This window comes from Shimia sp., assembly GCF_965227725.1.
Lineage (GTDB): Bacteria > Pseudomonadota > Alphaproteobacteria > Rhodobacterales > Rhodobacteraceae > Shimia.
This window is the reverse complement of sequence record NZ_CBDDGH010000001.1, coordinates 532,414-552,832: the sequence shown is the minus strand read 5'-3', so window position 1 is coordinate 552,832 and position 20,419 is coordinate 532,414. Positions and strand designations below refer to the sequence as shown.

General features: G+C 55.9%; 19 protein-coding genes and 1 tRNA gene. 13 read left to right on the top strand and 7 right to left on the bottom strand.

The genetic code is table 11. The annotated features are described in order from the left end of the window. Window positions 1–48: 48 nt before the first annotated feature. From ACO07T_RS02630 to ACO07T_RS02605, 6 genes are all read left to right on the top strand, one after another. Window positions 49–720, top strand: coding sequence for an HAD-IA family hydrolase (locus tag ACO07T_RS02630; protein WP_422048157.1), 672 nt, complete (start codon window positions 49–51; stop codon window positions 718–720). Next, on the top strand, window positions 717–1,427 hold the full coding sequence (locus ACO07T_RS02625; protein ID WP_422048156.1) for an ATP12 family chaperone protein: 711 nt from the start codon (window positions 717–719) through the stop codon (window positions 1,425–1,427). The genes ACO07T_RS02630 and ACO07T_RS02625 overlap by 4 nt, the downstream gene beginning before the upstream one ends. 199 nt (window positions 1,428–1,626) lie before the next feature. Next, a complete protein-coding gene (locus tag ACO07T_RS02620) occupies window positions 1,627–2,643 on the top strand; it encodes an amino acid ABC transporter substrate-binding protein (RefSeq protein WP_209064896.1) in 1,017 nt (338 codons plus the stop codon). A gap of 127 nt (window positions 2,644–2,770) precedes the next feature. After that, window positions 2,771–4,039, top strand: a complete 1,269-nt coding sequence (locus ACO07T_RS02615; RefSeq protein ID WP_422048155.1) for an amino acid ABC transporter permease — start codon at window positions 2,771–2,773, stop codon at window positions 4,037–4,039. A gap of 1 nt (window position 4,040) precedes the next feature. After that, window positions 4,041–5,390, top strand: a complete 1,350-nt coding sequence (locus ACO07T_RS02610; RefSeq protein ID WP_422048154.1) for an amino acid ABC transporter permease — start codon at window positions 4,041–4,043, stop codon at window positions 5,388–5,390. Window positions 5,391–5,401: 11 nt separating this feature from the next. Beyond that, entirely contained in the window at window positions 5,402–6,193 is a 792-nt protein-coding gene (locus tag ACO07T_RS02605; protein ID WP_280637730.1) for an amino acid ABC transporter ATP-binding protein, read from the top strand. Between the two features lie 55 nt (window positions 6,194–6,248). Here the strand turns inward: ACO07T_RS02605 and ACO07T_RS02600 are convergent, their stop codons facing one another. The 6 genes from ACO07T_RS02600 to rpmH all read right to left on the bottom strand — a co-directional run bounded on the left by ACO07T_RS02600 (window position 6,249) and on the right by rpmH (window position 9,801). Continuing rightward, window positions 6,249–6,764, bottom strand: a complete 516-nt coding sequence (locus tag ACO07T_RS02600; protein WP_422048153.1) for a SixA phosphatase family protein — start codon at window positions 6,762–6,764, stop codon at window positions 6,249–6,251. Continuing rightward, window positions 6,761–7,411 (bottom strand): ferredoxin, encoded by a 651-nt coding sequence (locus ACO07T_RS02595; RefSeq protein ID WP_422048152.1) that lies wholly within the window; start codon window positions 7,409–7,411, stop codon window positions 6,761–6,763. The genes ACO07T_RS02600 and ACO07T_RS02595 overlap by 4 nt, the downstream gene beginning before the upstream one ends. Before the next feature lie 169 nt (window positions 7,412–7,580). Continuing rightward, complete coding sequence (gene argB, locus ACO07T_RS02590) at window positions 7,581–8,444, bottom strand: acetylglutamate kinase (protein WP_209084537.1); 864 nt, start codon at window positions 8,442–8,444, stop codon at window positions 7,581–7,583. A 203-nt stretch (window positions 8,445–8,647) separates the two neighbouring features. Next, on the bottom strand, window positions 8,648–8,995 hold the full coding sequence (locus ACO07T_RS02585; protein ID WP_422048151.1) for a putative quinol monooxygenase: 348 nt from the start codon (window positions 8,993–8,995) through the stop codon (window positions 8,648–8,650). A 184-nt stretch (window positions 8,996–9,179) separates the two neighbouring features. Then, complete coding sequence (gene rnpA, locus ACO07T_RS02580) at window positions 9,180–9,629, bottom strand: ribonuclease P protein component (RefSeq protein WP_422048150.1); 450 nt, start codon at window positions 9,627–9,629, stop codon at window positions 9,180–9,182. Between the two features lie 37 nt (window positions 9,630–9,666). Beyond that, window positions 9,667–9,801 carry a 50S ribosomal protein L34 gene (gene rpmH, locus ACO07T_RS02575; protein WP_005980833.1) on the bottom strand — a complete coding sequence of 45 codons (135 nt, stop codon included), beginning with the start codon at window positions 9,799–9,801 and terminating at the stop codon, window positions 9,667–9,669. Between the two features lie 318 nt (window positions 9,802–10,119). Between rpmH and ACO07T_RS02570 the strand changes: the two genes are divergently transcribed. The 6 genes from ACO07T_RS02570 (at window position 10,120) to ACO07T_RS02545 (ending at window position 15,004) form a co-directional block, all read left to right on the top strand. Continuing rightward, the gene (locus ACO07T_RS02570) at window positions 10,120–10,875 is read left to right on the top strand and encodes a TVP38/TMEM64 family protein (protein ID WP_209065019.1); all 756 of its coding nucleotides are present in this window, start codon (window positions 10,120–10,122) and stop codon (window positions 10,873–10,875) included. After that, window positions 10,875–12,293, top strand: a complete 1,419-nt coding sequence (locus tag ACO07T_RS02565; protein ID WP_422048149.1) for a dihydrolipoyl dehydrogenase family protein — start codon at window positions 10,875–10,877, stop codon at window positions 12,291–12,293. The genes ACO07T_RS02570 and ACO07T_RS02565 overlap by 1 nt, the downstream gene beginning before the upstream one ends. A gap of 16 nt (window positions 12,294–12,309) precedes the next feature. Continuing rightward, on the top strand, window positions 12,310–13,698 hold the full coding sequence (locus tag ACO07T_RS02560) for a sensor histidine kinase (protein WP_209064914.1): 1,389 nt from the start codon (window positions 12,310–12,312) through the stop codon (window positions 13,696–13,698). Window positions 13,699–13,757: 59 nt separating this feature from the next. Next, window positions 13,758–13,834, top strand: a tRNA-Arg gene (locus tag ACO07T_RS02555). Window positions 13,835–14,386: 552 nt separating this feature from the next. Continuing rightward, entirely contained in the window at window positions 14,387–14,833 is a 447-nt protein-coding gene (locus tag ACO07T_RS02550; RefSeq protein WP_422048148.1) for a hypothetical protein, read from the top strand. A gap of 6 nt (window positions 14,834–14,839) precedes the next feature. Further along, window positions 14,840–15,004, top strand: coding sequence for a hypothetical protein (locus ACO07T_RS02545; protein WP_422048147.1), 165 nt, complete (start codon window positions 14,840–14,842; stop codon window positions 15,002–15,004). A 270-nt stretch (window positions 15,005–15,274) separates the two neighbouring features. On the opposite strand, the gene ACO07T_RS02540 is transcribed toward ACO07T_RS02545, so the two are convergent. Next, the gene (locus tag ACO07T_RS02540) at window positions 15,275–15,475 is read right to left on the bottom strand and encodes a hypothetical protein (RefSeq protein WP_422048146.1); all 201 of its coding nucleotides are present in this window, start codon (window positions 15,473–15,475) and stop codon (window positions 15,275–15,277) included. An 879-nt stretch (window positions 15,476–16,354) separates the two neighbouring features. Here ACO07T_RS02540 and ACO07T_RS02535 point away from each other — a divergent pair. Beyond that, complete coding sequence (locus ACO07T_RS02535; protein ID WP_422048145.1) at window positions 16,355–20,416, top strand: CHAT domain-containing protein; 4,062 nt, start codon at window positions 16,355–16,357, stop codon at window positions 20,414–20,416. Window positions 20,417–20,419 lie beyond the last annotated feature (3 nt).

The following is a 20,419-nucleotide window of genomic DNA, read 5'->3' as shown; positions in this document are numbered from 1 at the left end:
CATGGTCCGTGGTGAAGCAAAGGCACCAAGGCAGGAGGCTCAGAGCGCTTGAAACTTGTGATTTTTGATGTGGATGGGACGCTGGTGGACAGTCAGGGGCTCATAGTGGCTTCGATGTGCCAAGCCTTTGCGGAGGAGGGGCTTCAAGCACCCGCACGCGAGGCCATACTTGGCATCGTTGGGCTGTCATTGGATGTTGCGATGTTTAAGCTGGTGCCGGAGTACGCGCTTGCGCAGCGTGTTCGGCTGGTTGATGGCTATAAGGCGGCTTATATGCACTTGCGGGCCAGCCAGGGAGCGGCGCAGTCATCGCCTTTTTATCCCGGTGCTTATGAGGCTCTGACACGACTGCGCGCCCGCGATGATGTTCTGCTGGGGGTGGCCACCGGGAAATCCCGCAGAGGTCTCGATAAGCTCATCGCTGGCCATGGTCTGGAAGGATATTTCGTGACCACACAGGTTGCTGATGATCATCCGTCAAAACCGCATCCCTCCATGATCGAGACGGCGATGCTGGAAACAGGTGTGGCAGCCGCGGAAACGGTGATGATTGGCGACACCAGTTTTGACATGGATATGGCCGCTGCAGCGGGTGTGACAGGTCTTGGCGCGCGTTGGGGTTACCACGATGTGGCTCGGCTTAGCGCAGCAAGTCAGCTGATCGAGGATTTTGGCGCCTTGGATGGCGCCTTGGAAGAGGTTTGGGAGCTTCAGTCATGAGCGGATGGGCAAAAAAGCGGTTTTGGACAGAAACAACTGTTGCGGCAGTCGAGGGCGGCTTCGGGGTGTTCTTGGACGGGCGCGCCGTCAAAACGCCTGCGAAAGCGGCTTTGGTGGTGCCAACGGAGGCGATGGCAAAGGCCATGGCTGCCGAATGGAATGCGCAAGACGGCGAGATTGATCCCAACACCATGCCGGTGACACGTTCGGCCAATGCAGCGATTGACAAAGTGGCCATTCAGCATGCGGAAGTCGCTGATATGTTGGCAGAATATGGCGGTAGTGACCTTTTGTGCTACCGGGCCACGTCGCCTGAGGAGTTGATCGCTCGGCAGGCAGAGGCGTGGGACCCGCTGCTTGATTGGGCGGCAGAGATTTTCGGCGCACGTCTGAAGCCTGTGGCAGGGGTCATGTTTGAAGCGCAAGACCCGGCAGCGCTTGCCGTTTTGTCCCAAGAGGTCCACCGTTTTGATAACTTTGAACTGGCTGCTTTCCACGATCTGGTTGGCATCTCCGGTTCACTGATTATCGGATTCGCCGCAACCCGCGATCTGCAGGAAATCGAAGCGCTTTGGAAACTCTCCAGAATCGACGAAATCTGGCAGGAAGAACAATGGGGCCGCGATGAAGACGCAGCCCTGGAAGCAGAGAAGAAATTCCAAGCATTTGAAAATGCTTACCGCTTCTTCAAACTGAGTAATTCCTAGTCAGAAACCCCGGCAAACAAGGCGGAATTAACATTCACGCAAGCATTGATTGTAATGCGTGATGGACCTCTTGACGTTTGGCGATGAATGCGACCACACTAACCCCAGATGTGAGGGGGGTGTTGTCTCAACACATCATTCTAGGCCGGGAGTGGCCAAAACCACCTGTGAAAGGGTGGGTAAACAGGAAGAGGTAAAAATGAAAAAATCCGTAGTTTTTGGTGCGCTGACTGTCGCTGGCCTGGCGGCCGGTGCTGCAGCTGCTGGCACGCTTGACGATGTGAAAGCGCGCGGCAAGCTGAACTGTGGCGTTACCACTGGTCTGGTTGGCTTTGCTGCACCAGATGCAAACGGTGAGTGGAAGGGCTTTGACGTAGGCGTATGCCGTGCGGTTGCTGGTGCTGTTCTGGGCGACCCGACCGCGGTTGAATTCGTACCAACCACCGGTAAAACCCGTTTCACCGCTCTGGCGTCCGGCGAGATCGACATGCTGGCGCGTAACACCACCTGGACCTTCAGCCGCGACGTCGACCTGAAGTTCACCTTCGTAGGCGTGAACTACTATGACGGTCAGGGCTTCATGGTTCCCAAAGAGCTGGGCGTGTCCTCTGCGAAGGAACTGGACGGCGCAACCGTTTGTATCCAAACCGGCACCACCACCGAGCTGAACCTGGCGGACTTCTTCCGTTCCAACAACATCAGCTACGAGCCGGTTCCAATCGAAACCAACGCAGAAGCGCAGCAGCAGTATCTGGCTGGCGCATGTGACGTGTACACCACCGATGCATCCGGCCTCGCGGCGACTCGTGCAACTTTTGAAGACCCATCTGCGCACGTTCTGCTGCCAGAAATCATCTCCAAAGAGCCTCTCGGCCCGCTGGTTCGTCACGGCGACGACAACTGGGGTGACGTGGTTCGCTGGTCCCTGAACGCTCTGATCACTGCAGAAGAGCTGGGCGTGACCTCCGCAAACATCGCAGAGATGGCTGCAGGCACCAACAACCCTGAAGTGAACCGTCTGCTGGGTACCGAAGGTACTCTCGGCGAGATGCTGGGTTTGGACGCTGCGTGGGCCAAGAACGCCATCATGGCGGGCGGCAACTACGGCGAGCTGTTTGAATCCAACATCGGCGAAGCCACTCCGATCGGTCTGGCCCGCGGCCTGAACGCTCAGTGGACCGATGGCGGCCTGATCTACTCCCCGCCATTCCGGTAAGATACCGAACACAGGGGGCGCGGGAGGAATTCCGCGCCCTCCTCACATTATGTGAACCACAACAATAATCGGCCACGGCGCATAGCGACGCCACCTTATAATCGGCCGAGGAACGGGAAGATCCCATATGACCACTTTGACCGACCCTCCCAAGGAGTCGTTCCGGCTGTCGATGTTGATCTACGACACCCGGTATCGCTCTTTGACGATCCAGGCTGTCGCGATGATTGGCTTCATGCTTTTGGCAGCATGGCTGATCAACAACACCATGGTGAACCTGAACACCCTGGGCAAACAGCCCGAGTTCGGTTTCCTCATGGAACCAGCCAGCTACGACATCAATCAACGCCTGCTGGAATATTCCAGCCGCGACACCCATTTGCGCGCATCCTTTCTGGGCCTGCTGAACACGCTATTGGTGGCGCTGCTTGGCTGTATCACAGCCACGATCATCGGTGTTTTTGTTGGGGTGTTGCGCCTCTCCAAAAACTGGATCGTTGCCAAAATCATGACCGTCTATGTGGAGATGTTCCGCAACGTGCCGGTTCTGCTATGGATCGTGCTGGCGATGGCCATCCTGATTGAGAGCCTGCCTGCACCACGCGCTTTCCGCGGCGAGAATCCCTCCGCCACAATGAACCTGTTTGACACCGTTGCTGTGACAAACCGGGGCGTTTATGTGCCGGAGCCGCTGTTCTCCAATTCGCTGGGCAACATCCATCTGTTTGGCACCTCCTCGATGCGCTTTGACATCTCGCTGGATCTGATGCTGATCTTGGCGGTCGTTGTGGCTTCTATCTTTGGCATTCGGACCGTGAATGCGCAGGCCAAGCGTATTCAGGAATCCACCGGTGACCGTCCAAATACGCTTTGGAAAAACCTCGCCATCTTCTTCGTGCCGCTTATTGTGGTGCTTTATGCGCTTGGTTTTCACCTTGGCTATCCTGCGCTGAAGGGCTTCAACTTCCAGGGCGGCACCCACCTTCGTAACTCTCTGATTGCTTTGTGGCTGGCGCTAAGCCTTTATACCGCAGCCTTTATCGCAGAAATCGTGCGTGGTGGTATCATGGCGATCAGCCATGGTCAGACCGAGGCAGCGAATGCATTGGGGCTGCGCCCCGGTAAGACGATGCGTCTAGTGATCCTGCCGCAAGCCCTGCGTGTGATCATTCCGCCAATGATTTCCAACTACCTGAACCTCACCAAGAACTCCTCTCTGGCGATTGCGGTGGGTTATATGGACATCACCGGCACGCTGGGCGGCATCACAATGAACCAGACCGGCCGCGAGTTGGAATGTGTTCTGATGCTGATGGCCTGTTACCTCATCATCTCGCTGAGCATTTCCGCCGTGATGAACTGGTACAACAACCGCGTGAAATTGGTGGAGAGATAAAATGAGTGACATGTCTTTTGTCCGCACCGAAATGCTCCCGGAAAAGGAGCCTCCAGCAAACTCTGTTGGGGTCATTGGATGGGCACGCGCAAACCTTTTTGACGGTGTCGTCAACAGCGCCCTGACGCTGCTGTCGCTGGCGTTCATTTACTACGTGCTGTCCGGTCTGCTGCCGTGGGTGTTCCAATCCGTTTGGAATGCCTCCTCGCTGACCGAATGCCGTGAGATCATGGAAGCCACCTGGGCGTCGACCCACGGGCATGCCTGCTGGGCGGTGATCAACGACCGCTGGCTCCAGCTTCTGTATGGTTTCTACCCACCTTATCCGGCGACACCGGATGTGGTGTTTGGCGCCACCGAGGGGGCACTGCCAGCATACTTCCGTCCAAACCTTGCGTTTGTTCTGTTGCTTCTGGCGATTGCGCCTGTGCTGTTCACCAAAGTTCCGCGCCAGCTGTTGATCGTGACAGTAGCTTATCCCTTCCTGATGCCTTGGCTGATGTGGGGTGGATCGATTTGGGGGCCTTTGATGGCCGCAGCCGGTTTCGGTATTGGTTATCTGGCCTACCGTATCCTCGCGCCAATTGCGGGTGAGCTGGTGGCGATCATCGCGGCGATTGCCGTGCCGGTGATCTGGTGGCTGTTCCTGGCTGGCAGCGCAGCGGCAGGTCTGGAATCTGTGATTTCGATTTCCATCCCGGAAGTGGAAAGCCGTAAGTTTGGTGGCTTTATGCTGTCGATCCTGATCGGTGTTGTGGCAATTGGTGCCTCGTTGCCAATTGGTATCTTCCTGGCGCTGGGACGACAGTCTGACCTGATGATCCTGAAGGCGCTCTGCGTCGGCTTTATCGAGTTCATCCGTGGCGTTCCGCTGATCACTCTGCTGTTCGTGGCTTCTGTGTTGCTCAACATCTTCCTGCCGCCGGGCACGGAGTTTGACATCATCCTACGGGTGCTGATCATGGTGACCCTGTTTGCCGCGGCCTATATGGCTGAGGTGATCCGTGGTGGCCTTGCGGCATTGCCGAAAGGTCAATATGAAGGCGCTGACTCTTTGGGGCTGAACTATTGGCAGGCGCAGCGACTGATCATCATGCCGCAGGCACTGAAGATCTCGATCCCAGGTATTGTGAGCACGTTCATTGGTATCTTCAAAGATACCACGCTGGTGTCGATCATCGGCCTGCTTGATCCATTGGGGCTGTCCAACGCCATTCGGGCCGACTCTGCGTGGAACGGTATCTATTGGGAGCTCTTTGCTTTCATTGCATTCCTGTTCTTCATCTTCTGCTTCGGCATGTCCCGCTATTCCATGTATCTGGAGCGTAAGCTTCATACTGGGCACAAATAAGGAGTTCACCCATGTCTGAACTTATGACCGACCGCGCGATCGACCGCTCCAAGATGCATGTGAGTGACCAGGTTGCGATTCAAATCTCCAACATGAACAAGTGGTACGGCAGTTTCCACGTGTTGCGGGACATCAACCTGACCGTCAACGAAGGTGAGCGGATCGTGATTGCGGGGCCTTCGGGCTCCGGTAAATCCACTCTGATCCGCTGTATCAACCGTCTGGAAGAGCACCAGTCGGGCGACATCGTCGTGGATGGGATCGAGCTGACCAACGACCTGAAAAACATCGACAAAATCCGATCGGAAGTTGGCATGTGCTTTCAGCACTTCAACCTGTTCCCGCACCTGACCATTCTGGAGAACTGCACGCTGGCGCCGATCTGGGTTCGCAAGACACCCAAGAAAGAAGCCGAAGAGATCGCGATGCACTTCCTTGAGAAGGTGAAGATTCCGGATCAGGCGCTGAAGTATCCGGGCCAGCTGTCCGGTGGTCAGCAGCAGCGTGTGGCGATTGCCCGCTCGCTCTGCATGAAACCACGCATCATGCTGTTTGACGAACCGACCTCAGCGCTTGACCCTGAGATGATCAAAGAGGTGCTCGACACCATGATCGAGCTCGCGGAAGAAGGCATGACCATGCTGTGTGTGACCCACGAGATGGGCTTTGCCCGTCAGGTGGCGAACCGCGTGATTTTCATGGACCAAGGCCAGATCGTGGAGCAGAACGAGCCGGAAGAGTTCTTCAACAACCCGAAGAGCGAACGGACCAAACTGTTCCTGAGCCAGATTCTCGGTCACTGATTTCTGCGCAAACGAGACATTGGAAAGGCGGGGCCATCCCCGCCTTTTTCTATGCCTAGAGGTCTGAATCGCGTGCCATCAACTCGCGGGGTATGACGAAGTCGACCACATCCCCAGCCCCGTATTGCACGTCTTTCCAGTCCTTTAGATCAAAATGAAAGATCGTAGTCGCAGCCGTGGGATAGTCATGGAAGCGGGGATGGTCTGGGTCTTTTGCTGCAAGCTGATCTGCAAAATAGGCGATGCCCGGATTGTGACCGATCATAAGCACCGTGGGCTGACTGGCGGCGCGCAGGCTGTGCAGCATGGTGTCAGCGGGCGCGTGATAGAGCGCATCCAGATAGCTGACTTTCGGGCTGTTTGGCAGTGTGAGACGATCCAGCGTTTCGCGGGTGCGCTCTGAGCTGGAGCAGAGGACTTCCTGCGGCAGTAGGGCCTGAAGGGCCAACCATTTGCCGAGAGCATGGGCTGAGGCGCGTCCGCGCTTATTGAGGGGGCGGGCGTGATCGGGTTGATTGAAGTCATCCCAGCTTGATTTGGCGTGGCGCATCAGGATCAGGGTGCGGCTCATGGGTGGAACGCTTTCATGTGAAGGGCCGATTGGGCGTCTGTGCGAGCGGCTCCGGCGGAGACCGGGCAGGCGCGGCGGGCGTGGCAGCCTTGTGACATGCAGCTCTGGCCCTCTGGGGTGTCGAGGTAGCCGTGGCAGGCAGTGACGTCGTAAGGGGCCTCAGCGGAGAGCGCACCCACAGGGCAGGCGGTGGTGCAAGGAGCTTCGCAAACCGCGCAGGGGGAGGCAAGATCAGCAGTGGGGATCACAAGCTCTGTGTCAAAGAGCAGCGCGCCGCGAATGGAGATCATCAAGCCAACCGTGTCATGCACCATCATGCCTACGGGGCTGAGGAAAAATCGGTTTGTCTTCAAGGCCCATGAAATGAAGGGCGGGTAGGGCGGCCCGTCTGACGGATAGGCGGTTGTGGCGTCAAACTGATCCGCGAGTGTGCCGACGATGCGCTTGGACCATCGGTCGACAGGGTGGGGATGCCCGTCCTGACCTTCGCGAGAGGCAGCGAAGATGGGCCAGAACGCCGCGCCCGTGCCCAAGAGCACCACAGTTGACGGATCACTGGCAACGCCCGTTAGATTTCGGACATGCGCTGCGCCCATTGTGAGCAGGCCAGCCTTTTTCGCGGCTTTTTCAATCGCGCGGTAGCTCATGTGGCGGCGGGATTGGGGTGAGAGATGTTCAGCTTGTGCATGACAATACCACAGGTTCGCGGCCGTTGCGCGGCTTTGCGCAAGGCGTTCGCTCCCGTTCAGAATGCACAGGCTGTCTGGTTGGCTCAAGCGGAGAAATGGGGCGCGGTTATTTGCGCCCCAATCGGGTTCAATCCGCGCGGATAATGGAGCCTGCACCATGTTCGGTGAACAGCTCCAGAAGGCAGGCGTTGGGGGCGCGGCCATCCAGAATGACCGCAGCGCGCACGCCAAGATCAATGGCGGCCAGCGCTGTTTCGGTCTTGGGGATCATGCCGCCCGCGATCACGCCTTCTGCGATAAGGTCGCGAATTTGCTGGGCTTTCAGCTCGGTCAGGACTTCGCCTTCGCCGTTCTTGACGCCAGCCACATCGGTGAGCAGCAGGAGGCGGTCCGCAGCCAGTGCGCCGGCGATGGCGCCCGCGGCGGTGTCGCCGTTCACGTTGAAGGTCTCGCCATCACGGCCACCGCCCAAAGGTGCAATCACCGGGATGGTGTCATTGGCAAAAAGTTCGTGCAAAATCGCAGGGTTCATCTCTGCCGGGGTGCCGACAAAGCCGAGATCTGCGTTGGTCTGATCGCAGATCATCAGGTTGGCGTCCTTGCCGGACAGACCCACGGCCTTGCCGCCCTGACGGTTGATCGCAGAGACGATGCGTTTGTTCACAACACCGGAGAGGACCATCTCCACCACCTCGACGGTGGCGGCATCTGTGACCCGTTTGCCGTTTACAAATTCCGATTTGATTTCAAGCCGTTCCAGCATCGCATTGATCATCGGGCCACCGCCGTGCACGACCACTGGATTGATGCCGACCTGACGCATCAGAACCACGTCGCGGGCAAAGTCATCCATGGCCTCATCAGAGCCCATGGCGTGGCCGCCGAGCTTGATCACAACCGTCGCCCCAGCATAGCGCTGAAGGTAAGGCAGAGCCTGGGAGAGTGTGCGGGCGGTGGCGATCCAATCGCGGTTCATATCTCGTGTCTTCATCTTCGCTGACCTCTTTGAAACAGCCTGTTAACGGCTATGAGCAAGGGTGCCAAGGCGCAATGGACGAGTTGGGTTCCGATTTGGCTAGAAAGTGCAAAATTAACCCGATTTGGCGCGTCGGTATTGCGTCTGTATCGCGGCTGTATTGCGGAGGTGCCCGTTTCGGAAGGGGGCAAAGCTTAACGCACCGACAAATGCAGGGATCAGCCGGCAACCAGCACCGGTGTGCTGTCGCTGTTGGCGACGGGAATCAGCTCTTTGACCAGCAGCTCCGAAACAATGCCGCGCAGCGTGACAAACGCGCGGTCGGCCTCTTCGCTGTTGATATAGGCCTGATAGCATTCCCGGTTGGCCCAGACCTGATGCACGTGAAAATAATTCGGATCGTCTTTGCCCTGAAACACCGCATAGCGCAGCGCGCCGGGCATGCGTTGCACCTGATTGGCCAGCACAGAAATGGTCTCGCGGAAGTGGGAGGTGTCGTCAGTTGTGACAACAAAGGTGAGGAGGATTGTGACAGACATCGTGGCGACGGATCGTTTCGTTGGCATTTGGTTCTGAGCCAGCGGAAGGTGCATCCGAAACATTAACGCTTCCCGAAAGGGAAAGGATTTTTGATGCTGAACTGCGTCAAAGTCGAACGTGTTTTAACGATCGTGGAAAGACCTTGAGACGGGTCTCTGTCAGGCGCTCACTTGATGTGTCCTGTAACACGGGCCGTGGAGGGCAGGGGGCTTATGTCTGCGGGCGCGGCTTGGCTGGAGCGTGCAGCTTGCGCAACGCCCATTTGAGATCGGCCTGCAGCGCCAGCATGTCACGCGCGGCGGTCTCATCTTTGCGGCCGATCAGCACGTAATCCCAGCCGGGTTTGCCAAAGGCAGGCAGCACCGCGCGGGCGACTTCGCGCATCCGGCGCTTGGCGCGGTTGCGGGCAACTGCATTGCCGACTTTTTTGGAACAGGTGTAGCCGACGCGGATCACCGCTGGATCAGCGTCTTCCGACTCGCGGCGCTTGCGTGCCTGAATCATCATCGCCTTGGTGCCCTGTTTGCGGGCGCGGGCGGCGGCGAGAAACTCGCTGCGGTTTTTCAGAACCAGCAGGGCTTCCTGCGCGCAAAGAGAAACCGCCGGAGACGTCGTCCCGTGGTTGGCAGGGCCTTCCGTGGGGGTCTCCGGCGGTGTCATTTTGTTTGAACGATCCGTATAAACGGTGTCGGTGAGCTTATGCGCTCAGCGACTTACGACCGCGTGCGCGGCGTGCGTTCAGGATTTTGCGGCCAGCTTTGGTGGCCATGCGCGCACGGAAGCCGTGGCGGCGTTTACGAACCAGGTTCGAAGGTTGGTAGGTGCGTTTCATCGCTCCGTCTCCGTTACAAAGTGTGGAGGCGCCGGCAAGTCGATCAAGCGATAGATTCGCGGAGCCTGTCTATTCGAAGCCCGGTCTTTAGACGGGCCTGCGAGATAAGTCAAACGCCTGATCGCGGATTTGCTACAAAAACACAAGCCCCGAAGGCCGATATGCACACAGAATGTTTCAGAACTGCGGAAAGGGGCGGATTTCATCACGAAACCGTGCGAGTGCGATCAACCCGCCGTGAACCCTCTGTTGTTTAGAAGGGGACTGTCTCATTTTGAGGAAAAGAGACAGACTGTGACCAAGGGTAACGACCAAAAGATGGCAGATCTAACGGATGGCGCGGGCCAGACCGAACGCGCTGAGGCAAAATCAAAGTGGGCACGGCTGGTGCCTTTGGCGGTGATCCTCTGTGTCGCAGTGGGCGGCGCCTATGCATTGGGGGACTACCTGAGCTTTGAAACCCTGCGCGACAATCGCGAGACGCTGATTGCCTACCGGGATCAGCATTACTGGGCGGCTGTGGCGGTGTTCATGATCCTTTATGTGATCATCGCGGGCTTTTCCCTGCCTGGCGCAACGATTGCCACGCTCACCGGCGGCTTTCTGTTTGGCACCTTTCCGGGCGTTCTGTTCAACGTGGGTGCGGCCACCATGGGGGCGACGGTTGTGTTTCTGGCGGCCAAGTTTGGCCTTGGGGAGCGCCTGTCGGCCAAGATGGACAGCTCTGAGGGGCGGATCAAAGCCCTGAAAGACGGGATTGATGAGAATCAGTGGACCATGCTGTTTCTGATCCGTCTGGTGCCGGTGGTGCCTTTCTTTGTGGCAAATCTGATCCCTGCGCTGGTGGGTGTGCCGCTGTGGCGCTACGTCGTCTCCACTTTCATTGGCATCATCCCCGGTGGTCTGGTCTATACCTCGGTGGGGGCGGGCCTTGGCGAGGTCTTTGCCCGCGGTGAGACACCCAATCTTGGCATCATCTTTGAGCCGCATGTGCTCTTGCCGATGCTGGGTCTGGCGGCACTGTCGTTGCTGCCTGCGGTGATCAAGCGTATTCGGGGCCGGGAGACAGTATAATGCAAGACATCAAGACGGATGTGCTGGTCATTGGCGCCGGCTCTGGAGGGCTGTCTGTGGCAGCCGGGGCGGCGCAGATGGGCGCGGATGTGACCCTGCTTGAGGGCCACGAAATGGGCGGGGACTGCCTGAACTTTGGCTGCGTCCCCAGCAAGGCGCTGATTGCCAGCGGTAAGGCGGCTCACGGGCAGGCGCACAGCAGCATCTATGGCGTGGCCGATCAGGTGCCACAGGTGGACTACGCCGCCGCCAAGGCTCATGTGAAAGACGTGATTGCCCAGATTGCGCCCGTGGACAGCCAAGAACGCTTTGAAGGCTTTGGGGTGCAGGTGATCCGCGAATATGGCCGCTTTGTCAGCCCGAAGGTGGTTGAGGCCGGAGAGCACCGCATCACCGCGCGCCGGGTGGTGATTGCCACGGGCTCCAGCCCGCTGGTGCCGCCGATCCCGGGGTTGGACGGGGTGCCTTACCTGACCAATGAAACACTGTTTGACCTGACCGAAACGCCTGAGCATCTGCTGATCATTGGCGGGGGTCCCATCGGCATGGAGATGGCGCAGGCGCATCAGCGGCTGGGTATCAAGGTGACGGTGATTGAGGGCGCCAAGGCACTGGGCCGCGATGATCCAGAGATGGCGGCGATTGTCTTGGATAACCTGCGCAGCGAAGGGCTTGAGATTGCCGAGGACGCCATGGCCAAGCAGATCAGCGGGCAGGCGGGGGCCATCACCGTGGAAACCCAGGACGGGCGCAGTTTTACCGGCTCACATCTGTTGGTGGCCGTGGGGCGCAAGGCCAATGTCGATAAGCTGAACCTCGCGGCAGCGGGTATTGAGACCACCAAGACCGGCATCAAGGTGGACGACAGCATGAAAACCACCAACCGCAAGGTCTATGCGATTGGTGATGTGGCGGGCGGCGCGCAGTTCACCCATGTGGCGGGCTATCATGCGGGTGTGATCATCCGCTCCGCCCTGTTCGGGCTGCCAGCGAAGGCGCGCACGGATCACATCCCTTATGCGACCTACACTGACCCGGAGCTGGCGCAGATCGGCCCCACAGAGGCGGAGGCGCGCAAGATCTATGGCGACAAGCTGACCGTGGCGCGGTTTGAGATTGAGCACAACGACCGGCTTATTGCAGAGCGCAAGGCCAAAGGTTTGATCAAGGCGATGGTCGTGAAAGGCCGCCCTGTGGGGGTGTCGATTGCAGGTCCGCAGGCGGGCGAGCTTATCAACCTATGGGCGCTGGTGATTGCCAATAAGCTCAAGATGAGCGCCGTTGCGGGCATGGTTGCGCCCTATCCAACGGTGGGAGAAATCAACAAGCGTGTCGCAGGGGCCTATTTCTCTCCGCAACTGTTTGATAATCCTAAGGTCAAACGGGTGGTCGGCTTCGTTCAACGCTGGCTGCCATAACAAAGGGCGGACGCGCATGCTCAATTCGCTTTCAGGTCGGTTCCTGATCCTCACGGTCATCTTTGTAATGCTGGCCGAGGTCTTGATCTTTGTCCCTTCGGTTGCGCGGTATCGCGAGGATTACCTGCTGTTGCGTCTGGAGCGGGCACAGATTGCCTCGCTCGCGCTGCTGGCGGATGACATGATCGATATGGATCTGGAAGACGAGCTGCTCAAAAACGCGGGCGTCTACAACGTGGTGCTGCGGCGCGATGAGATGCGGCAGTTGATTCTCAGCTCTCCCATCCCTGAGCCGATCAACGACACCTATGACATGCGCGGCGCCTCGGCCGGGGTGCTGATCAAAGACGCGATGATGCAGCTGCTGGACCGCAGCGAGCGGGTGATCCGCGTGATCGGCGCGCCGGTGCAGGATGCGGGGCTGCTGATTGAGGTCACCATGGGCACGCAGGATCTGCGCGCCTCGATGATCGACTACGGGCTGCGGGTTCTGGCGCTTTCGGCGGTGATCTCGATCATGACAGCGTTTCTGCTCTTCCTTGCGGTGCGCGCGATTCTGGTGCGCCCGATCGAAGGCGTGGTGCGCTATATGCAGACCTATGCCGCAGCGCCGGAAGATGCGCGCAGCGTGATCACGCCCAAATCCGGCGTCACCGAGCTGCGCGAAGCCGAAGAGGCGCTGCACACGCTGCAGACCGAGCTGACCTCTGCGCTGCGCCAGAAAGAGCGTCTGGCCCAGCTGGGCGGCGCGGTGGCCAAGGTGAGCCACGATCTGCGCAATATCCTGACCTCCGCCCAGCTCTTCACCGACCGGATCGAAAGCAGCGAAGACCCGCTGGTGGCGCGGATGGCCCCCAAGCTGGTGAACTCCATCACCCGCGCGGTGCACCTGTGTGAAAGCACGCTGGCCTTTGGCAAGGCCGAAGAGCCCGCGCCAACGCTGACACGGTTTTCCCCCAGCGAGCTGGTGGCCGATGTGATTGCCAGTGAGCGACTTGCGGTGGGCGAGTTTGATCTGAGCTTTGCCGAGGACATTCCCGCCGGGCTGATGATGCGCGCGGATCCCGAACAGCTCTTTCGGGTGATTTCCAACCTCGTGCGCAACGCCCGTCAGGCGATTGTGGCCAGTGGCCAGCCCGGGGAGATCGCGATCTCGGCCTGGGAAACCGATGAGGCCTGGATGATTTCGGTGCGCGACACCGGGCCGGGCCTGCCCGCCAAAGCGCAGGAACATCTGTTCACGCCGTTTCAGGGCGGGATTCGCAAAGGCGGCACCGGGCTTGGGCTGGCAATTTCAGCTGAGCTGATCCGCGGGCATGGCGGACAGCTCCAATTGGCGGCCACCGGTGACACCGGAACCACCTTTGGCATCACCCTTCCGAAAGGAGATTTGGGGGCGAGCTGACTTTTTTGGCTTTTTGCCCTTGCGCTCCCGCGCGCAAGGTTCTAACTCCCCCACACCGCGCTCTGGTAGCTCAGCTGGATAGAGTACTTGACTACGAATCAAGGGGTCGGGGGTTCGAATCCTCCCCAGAGCGCCATTACTTCAGTGTTGCACGTCACATGACTTTGACCTTTGCGTCATAAACTGACCCAACATTTCCATTTTGCTCCCGCAGGCTGTTTCGATTGATCTGACTTCCCTTTCGGAAAATCAGGGCTGATTTGCAGGTTCAGTCGGCGAATCCGCCTGCTCCTGCTGATCTGCCACGTGGCGAACGCGGGAGGGGGCGAGGCAATGCTATTCGACAGGGGTGGTGCGGCCCGCAGGCGTAGCCGAGGACACGGCCCTGTCTAATAGGGTTGCCCGAGGGGGAGGGCAGCGCCCTCACCCTGACGGCCAGGGGCGTTTGGCTTGTCCAAATCCCGCTGGCCCAACAAACAAGAGCGGCGGGGCCATAAGCCCCACCACAACCGACGTCGCACTTCAGAAATCACTATTTGTGCCGACGATGATGAGTGCTGCGGGGTAACACGAACGGCCCATTCCGGCCATTCAACGCTACTCTTTGGTGCTGCGGTGCGGCCCAGCGTCTCTTCCAGGCAAGTTTACGGCGCCCTTGAGAGAGTTCTGTCGCGTCAGAGGCATTCCTTTGGCACGTGTTATCTCCATGTGGAAGCAGGGTGAACTTAACGGGGCTCTCTGCGCCGGAACGGGAGACGGTTTGCATGCTATTGAAATTGACTGGGATGCGGTGTGCGACAGCAAAGCTGTTGACCAAGCGCGCGACCTGACGTTGCCCGAAGCCGCGCGCCACCTTCAGATCAATGTGGGCTCCATTCGTTCGCTAAGAGACAACGGCTATTTGCGCGAGGTTTTGCACCAAAGTCCCGACACCAACCGGGCAAAAACCTACATTGCCTGGTCGAGCATTCAGCAGTTCCAAGCGAGATATGTTACGCTTGGACAGATGGCGCAGCGGCAGAAGACGGCAGCGATACATTTGGCGCGACGGCTGGATCGTGAGGATGTGCCGCCGCTCAATTGTGGTGAGGGGCTGGTCCGGGTTAACGACAAGTGCTTGGTGAATTGGGAGTGAGTTGGCATGAGCGACAAGGAAGATATCGAGGGAGCAAGCCCACCGGAACTTGGTCAGGTAACTGAGCAGAGCGATGCATCAGACACCGGCTATGAGGAGCTGTTGGCCAAAATGCGGGGGCTCCAAAAGAAGGTTCAGTTGATGGCCCAACAGACCCAGACTTTGACATGAAACGCTTTTCTGATGAGTTAAAAGAATAGCTGGGCTGGATTTGGGGCCAACGTTTGAGATTTGAGGACGCAAATGCAGAAGACAGATTGCACACAGCAGCAGCTTTACCCGGATGCCCGTGCAAATAGGTAATATACTCAACCAGAGATCGCTTCACATAAAACCCGTTCAGAGACGTTCAAATTTTGTTATGGCGGCGCCAAACATCCATGGGTTGCGAATTTCCGGACGCTGTTACGGAGTTTCAGCGCCTGGATTGATGTTAAATTTCTAACCGTCATCGCGACTGTCGGCGAGTGACCTGTTCAAAGCCGCAGACAGGCGACGCTCCTGGCGGAGTGGCATTTCACAGATGCTCCAGGCCCGTTGCGGGTCTGGCCAAAGCGCCTCGAACAGGTCCTCGGTCATGACGACATGGGTCACCTGCCCAGCGTCACGCAGGAATGTCGGACCCTTATCCGCCTGCTGCATCAGGCTAATCGCATTGTATTGGAGCGTCTCGATGTCAAAGCGTTTGCCTTGAATTTGGGGAGATCTCGAAGTTTCATGCTTTTCCTTTCATCTGCACATCTCAACGGTCACGGAAAGGCCCGTGTTGAGTGCGAACAGATGGAAACATTCAGATCATGGCTCCGGATAACCCATCGACGCTTCGCTGTCACGATCGTCGCAGAAATCCGGAGACATGTCGTTCGATGCCGAGCGATGAGATCAACGCAATGCGGACATACCTGCCGTTGTGTCAAGGTCCGCTTTGGCGCTTTGCTAAAGGTCCGGCACCATGCGCTACTCAGCGGATTTGCAATCCTATCAACCACACTGAATAGTGAAGGAAATCCCATAAAACGAGCTGTCGAGAACCTGCACAGTTACTGCAGGTTGTTGGGCAATTGCAAAGGAGCAGTGCAAGAAGAATGATATAGCGTGGGCATGTTTGCCAAATTGCCAAGCGGTTTGTCGTCGTGGGAGTAGCGCTGCAGCACTTGATGTGGATCACGTAGAGCGCAAACATGCGTAGCAGCCCTGCTCATCGATATGAAACACTGAGATCGCAGTCAGTGCTTGATCGCTCAAAACCAGACTGCGCCCATAGAGAATGCTATGAAGGGTGACAGGTTGATGGACGCCGAAACCAGATTGGCCATTGCGGAGCAGCAAACCCGTGCCCAAAGGTGCATTGGCTCTTCCGTACACCCGGTAACTTTGGCGAGAAAACTATCGACAAAATCTTGAGTGGCTGACAATGTCATGTCGACTAGACTCAAAAATCGGTCTCGACAAATAACACCGAGAATTCGTCAAAAACAAACGTAAACTTACTTTGTAAGAACTAATACCATTTAGTAAATCTTGGTACTTTTGAAATTGGCAAATATTAGGATTACCCAGTCTACTGGAAAGACAGCGGACATTCGAGTAGAGATCGCGGCGGAAATCCCAAATTGTCCGCGCATTACTGCCGTTGTAGAGTTTGACTTTGAGGTCGACAAGCAGGACGAAGAAGACATCAGATGGTACATTGAGGACTATCTTCAATACCCAATGGACCCCGCCCCAAAGATCGCCGTCAAGTCGGAAGAGAAAATCCGAAAAATTGGTTTGGATCTATTTGACCGCATATTCGGACAAGACACTGCGGCTAGAGACTTATGGGCTCAGTTGCGAGGTAGTCTCAATGATCTAAGAATAGAGGTTGTTGCAGAAGTCCGTGAAGCAAATGAGATACCGTGGGAACTTATTTGTGACCCGCGCAACGAAATGCCTTTGGCCTTGGTAGCTAAGTCGTTTGTTCGCTCCCAGCCGCAATCATCAATGTTCACATCGAGAAAACAGAAAGCTGACTCCAGTCCGCTCCGTATATTGCTAGTCATATGCCGTCCAAGCTTGGAGAATGATGTTCCATTCCGATCCGTGGCCAGCAGAATTATTCGAGGAATGCGGGATAGTGTACGATCGGAGATGCAACTTGATGTGTTAAGGCCCCCCACGTTCTCCAGCCTGAGCGAGATTCTCCGGAAAAGGGCGTCAAGCGGTAAGATCTACGATATTGTTCATTTTGACGGGCATGGGATTTACACCGAACTTGAGATAAACACGGGACTGATCGAGCTGGTTGCCGGGCTGAACCCATTTAGACTTGGAGCGAGAAGAACGGGGCCGAGGGGCTATCTTCTCTTCGAAGATCCCAACTCCGGCAGCAACGTAGAAGCCGTTTCTGGACACCAGATCGGCGCGTTGCTGGCTGAAACCAAAGTTGCGGTCTTGGTACTTAATGCTTGTCGTTCCGCCCATGCAGAGGCAATCGATGAGCCACGGGAGGATGGATACGACCACAATTCTCAAGTCCGGGCCTATGGATCCCTAGCACAAGAAATCATGAACCATGGCGCGCTAAGCGTCGTTGCAATGAGGTACAACGTTTACGTTGTTACAGCGGCGCAGTTCGTCGCAGACCTGTATTCGAGCCTACTGAATGGAGCAAGTCTAGGAGAAGCAGTGTCTATTGGCAGGAAGCAATTGTTCTATCAGCCGATGCGGGAGGTTGCGCATGATCCTCTTCCTCTACAAGACTGGGTAGTCCCGATTGTGTATGAAGCGATGCCAGTTACATTTGTAGAACATAACGATCGCGAAGTTGAAGTTGGCTCTCTATTTTTGGAAGCTTCCCCTCGCGACGGTCAATTTTCTAGTTTCACTCAGCTTCCGCCACCACCTGATGTAGGTTTTTTTGGGCGCGATGAAACTATACTTTCGATAGATCGCTCATTCGATCAACATAACATTGTCTTGCTTCAAGGGTATGCGGGCAGTGGAAAAACGAGTACTGTGATCGAATTTGCGCGTTGGTACAATCAGACTGGAGTAAAACTGAATGGTCAGATTTTTACTTCATTTGAGCATTACATTTCCTTTCCTAGTCTCCTAAATCAGGTTTTTGAGGTTTTTGAAGATTTCTTAAATGAGCAAGGGATCGATTGGCTCACTATGCCAACCGATGAAAGGCGCAGGATAGCGGTTCGTCTACTGAGGAAATCGAGCATCCTGTGGATTTGGGACAATGTTGAGGCTATGGCGATGCCTGCAAACGAGCTGCAAGCAGGTTGGAATGACGAAGAGCTCAGGGATTTTGTCGGGTTTTTGAGCGAATGTAGTAAGGGGAATTCCAAGTTTCTGTTGACATCCAGAAGCGATGAGCAAGATTGGCTCGGAAATCTGCCCACGCGGGTGCGGTTGCCTCCGATGCCGATGCAAGAGAGAACGCAGCTTGCGCGAGCGCTCGTGCTCAGGGCAGGACACAAATTCTCAGACTCATATGATTGGCGTCCGTTACTTAGGTTTTCGGAAGGTAACCCACTCACTATCATATCCTTGATAGGGCAGGTTCTCAGAAAAGGTCTGAAGACCCGACAAGACATTTCTACGTTTGTGTCAAACCTAAGGGAAGGCGTATCTGATCTAGATGGCGAACAGGAAGTCGGGCGGTCAAATCCACTTATTGCCTCGCTGAACTATGGATTTTCTGGAACTTTTGATGCTGAGGAAAGGGGTGTAATTTCCCTCCTTCATCTTTTTGAAGGAAGGGTTACTTGTGATCTTTTTACCTCACTGGCTAAATCAGTTTTTTTAGACCGCAATATCGAGGAGGATAGAACTTCAGAATTGCTGTTGCGTGCAAGTAGTGTTGGTCTTCTAAATAGGATTACCGCAGTTGAGTTTGTAATTCATCCGGCTCTTCCCGCCTTCTTTAAGAAGCTTTTCGAAGATTGCCACAGTGATTTAGAATGTGCGAGAAATCATTTTCTGAATGTGTTAACCGACATGGTTTCCAATTGCCTCATCCGATATAGAAACGGCGAAGAAAGCGCCATAAAAGAGCTGCTGAGTCAAGAGAACAACATCTTGATTGCTACAAGAAACGCGGCACGCAATGGCAGTTGGTTAGCGCTCAGGTTGCATGTCGAGGCTATACTCTTAATTTTTGATCACGATGGTCGTGCATCTGAAGCCGTACATTTTTTGGTAGAGAATTCCAAACTAGTTGAAGAGCTCGCTCAGAGTGGCGACGACGTAGGGTTTAGACCGTGGGCTTATGTATTGGTTCAAAAGTTCCTGCGCTTGGGAAAAACCACGTTGGCCTATGACGTGCAGAGAGATTTTATACAGTCTCTTGGCGATGATTTGGACGGAAAAAAGCGTCTAGTCGCAGTTGAGCTCGCTGACGTTGAATACGATGCGGACATTTATCTGGCAGACGAGTTTGTCCTTTTAGCCGACATTCAGCGAGAGTTGGCACTAGTGGAATGCGTGAAGAACTACGAAGTCGGGATCTTGCTGAATGAGGCATCCAGTCAAGCGAAGCTCGCAGTAAAGTTGGCTCTGCGACTTGGAGAATCCTTCGCAACCCTAACCTTCCTAGAAGATTTTGATCAAGCTAACCGTTGGTTCCACTATGTCCTCGCGAACAGCGATCCAGATGACCGACTTACCATTGGTCAAGCCTTGGTAGGCTCAGGAAGCATAGCGCACAGACGGGTAGAGAATTTGGTATATAAGTTAAACTACTTAGAGCGTACAGGAGCCCGAGACATAGTTGAGGAACCAGACTATAATAAGGACGAATTGATTCGTGAAGTTGAAAAAGCTTTTGTTGTTGCCTCTAAAGCTTATTCACTTGCCACGGATGCGCTTTCCTCGGTTGGTAGTTTCCTAGAGATGGCTGATCTGCTCAACAAACGTGCTTCGCTCGCGGCTACGTTTGACGCAGTTGATGTCGCTATCGAACTCTGGCGAGAAGCGATAAAGAGGTATGATTCAGCAAACGAAATAGCGATCGCGGCGGAAGTTCGCCTCCAAGTTGGTTACTTGTATAAGCGCTCGAATAGAAACGAGCTCGCACGCGAGTATGCCAATTCAGTCATCGATAATCTCAATAATACCCAACATGATAAGCTTGTGATCGAAGCAAAGCGACTGATAAATTCCATTGAGCCCAACGACGGAGATGGCTCCGTCACTTATGACCAAGTACCGGAACGGGACCCATACTTTCCCGTCAAGGGTGAGGGTCGTCATGTCAAATTGTTGCGCGGGGCAGGGTTTGTTTTGTCCTTTTTTACTGACTTCCAGACCACCGGGGGTATTGTCTACCTGCATATCCTCTATGTGTACCGGGAAGGTGAAAGCGAACCGATCTATGCCGTGACCGCCGAGTCTGCATTGGGGCAAGACTATTGCTTTCTCTGCTTCTTTGATGAGTCAATGCGTGGGAACATGGGGGATGCTCCAGAATGTAGGGATCTGGAGGCATTTTGTGAACGCGCTTTGGCAATGGTTACCGAGAAGTTTGAGCTAGCCGGAAAGCTAGAGGAAGTTACGGTAGAGGTTTCTATAAGTTCGAAAAATGAGGAGTGAGGC

Bases quoted from the DNA above. Each gene is read 5' to 3' on its own strand.
- ACO07T_RS02625 (WP_422048156.1), top strand. From the start codon at position 717: ATGAGCGGATGGGCAAAAAAGCGGTTTTGGACAGAAACAACTGTTGCG.
- ACO07T_RS02620 (WP_209064896.1), top strand. From the start codon at position 1,627: ATGAAAAAATCCGTAGTTTTTGGTGCGCTGACTGTCGCTGGCCTGGCG.
- ACO07T_RS02615 (WP_422048155.1), top strand. From the start codon at position 2,771: ATGACCACTTTGACCGACCCTCCCAAGGAGTCGTTCCGGCTGTCGATG.
- ACO07T_RS02610 (WP_422048154.1), top strand. From the start codon at position 4,041: ATGAGTGACATGTCTTTTGTCCGCACCGAAATGCTCCCGGAAAAGGAG.
- ACO07T_RS02605 (WP_280637730.1), top strand. From the start codon at position 5,402: ATGTCTGAACTTATGACCGACCGCGCGATCGACCGCTCCAAGATGCAT.
- ACO07T_RS02600 (WP_422048153.1), bottom strand. From the start codon at position 6,764: ATGAGCCGCACCCTGATCCTGATGCGCCACGCCAAATCAAGCTGGGAT.
- ACO07T_RS02595 (WP_422048152.1), bottom strand. From the start codon at position 7,411: ATGAGCTACCGCGCGATTGAAAAAGCCGCGAAAAAGGCTGGCCTGCTC.
- argB (WP_209084537.1), bottom strand. From the start codon at position 8,444: ATGAAGACACGAGATATGAACCGCGATTGGATCGCCACCGCCCGCACA.
- ACO07T_RS02585 (WP_422048151.1), bottom strand. From the start codon at position 8,995: ATGCCAACGAAACGATCCGTCGCCACGATGTCTGTCACAATCCTCCTC.
- rnpA (WP_422048150.1), bottom strand. From the start codon at position 9,629: ATGACACCGCCGGAGACCCCCACGGAAGGCCCTGCCAACCACGGGACG.
- rpmH (WP_005980833.1), bottom strand. From the start codon at position 9,801: ATGAAACGCACCTACCAACCTTCGAACCTGGTTCGTAAACGCCGCCAC.
- ACO07T_RS02570 (WP_209065019.1), top strand. From the start codon at position 10,120: ATGGCAGATCTAACGGATGGCGCGGGCCAGACCGAACGCGCTGAGGCA.
- ACO07T_RS02565 (WP_422048149.1), top strand. From the start codon at position 10,875: ATGCAAGACATCAAGACGGATGTGCTGGTCATTGGCGCCGGCTCTGGA.
- ACO07T_RS02560 (WP_209064914.1), top strand. From the start codon at position 12,310: ATGCTCAATTCGCTTTCAGGTCGGTTCCTGATCCTCACGGTCATCTTT.
- ACO07T_RS02545 (WP_422048147.1), top strand. From the start codon at position 14,840: ATGAGCGACAAGGAAGATATCGAGGGAGCAAGCCCACCGGAACTTGGT.
- ACO07T_RS02540 (WP_422048146.1), bottom strand. From the start codon at position 15,475: ATGCAGCAGGCGGATAAGGGTCCGACATTCCTGCGTGACGCTGGGCAG.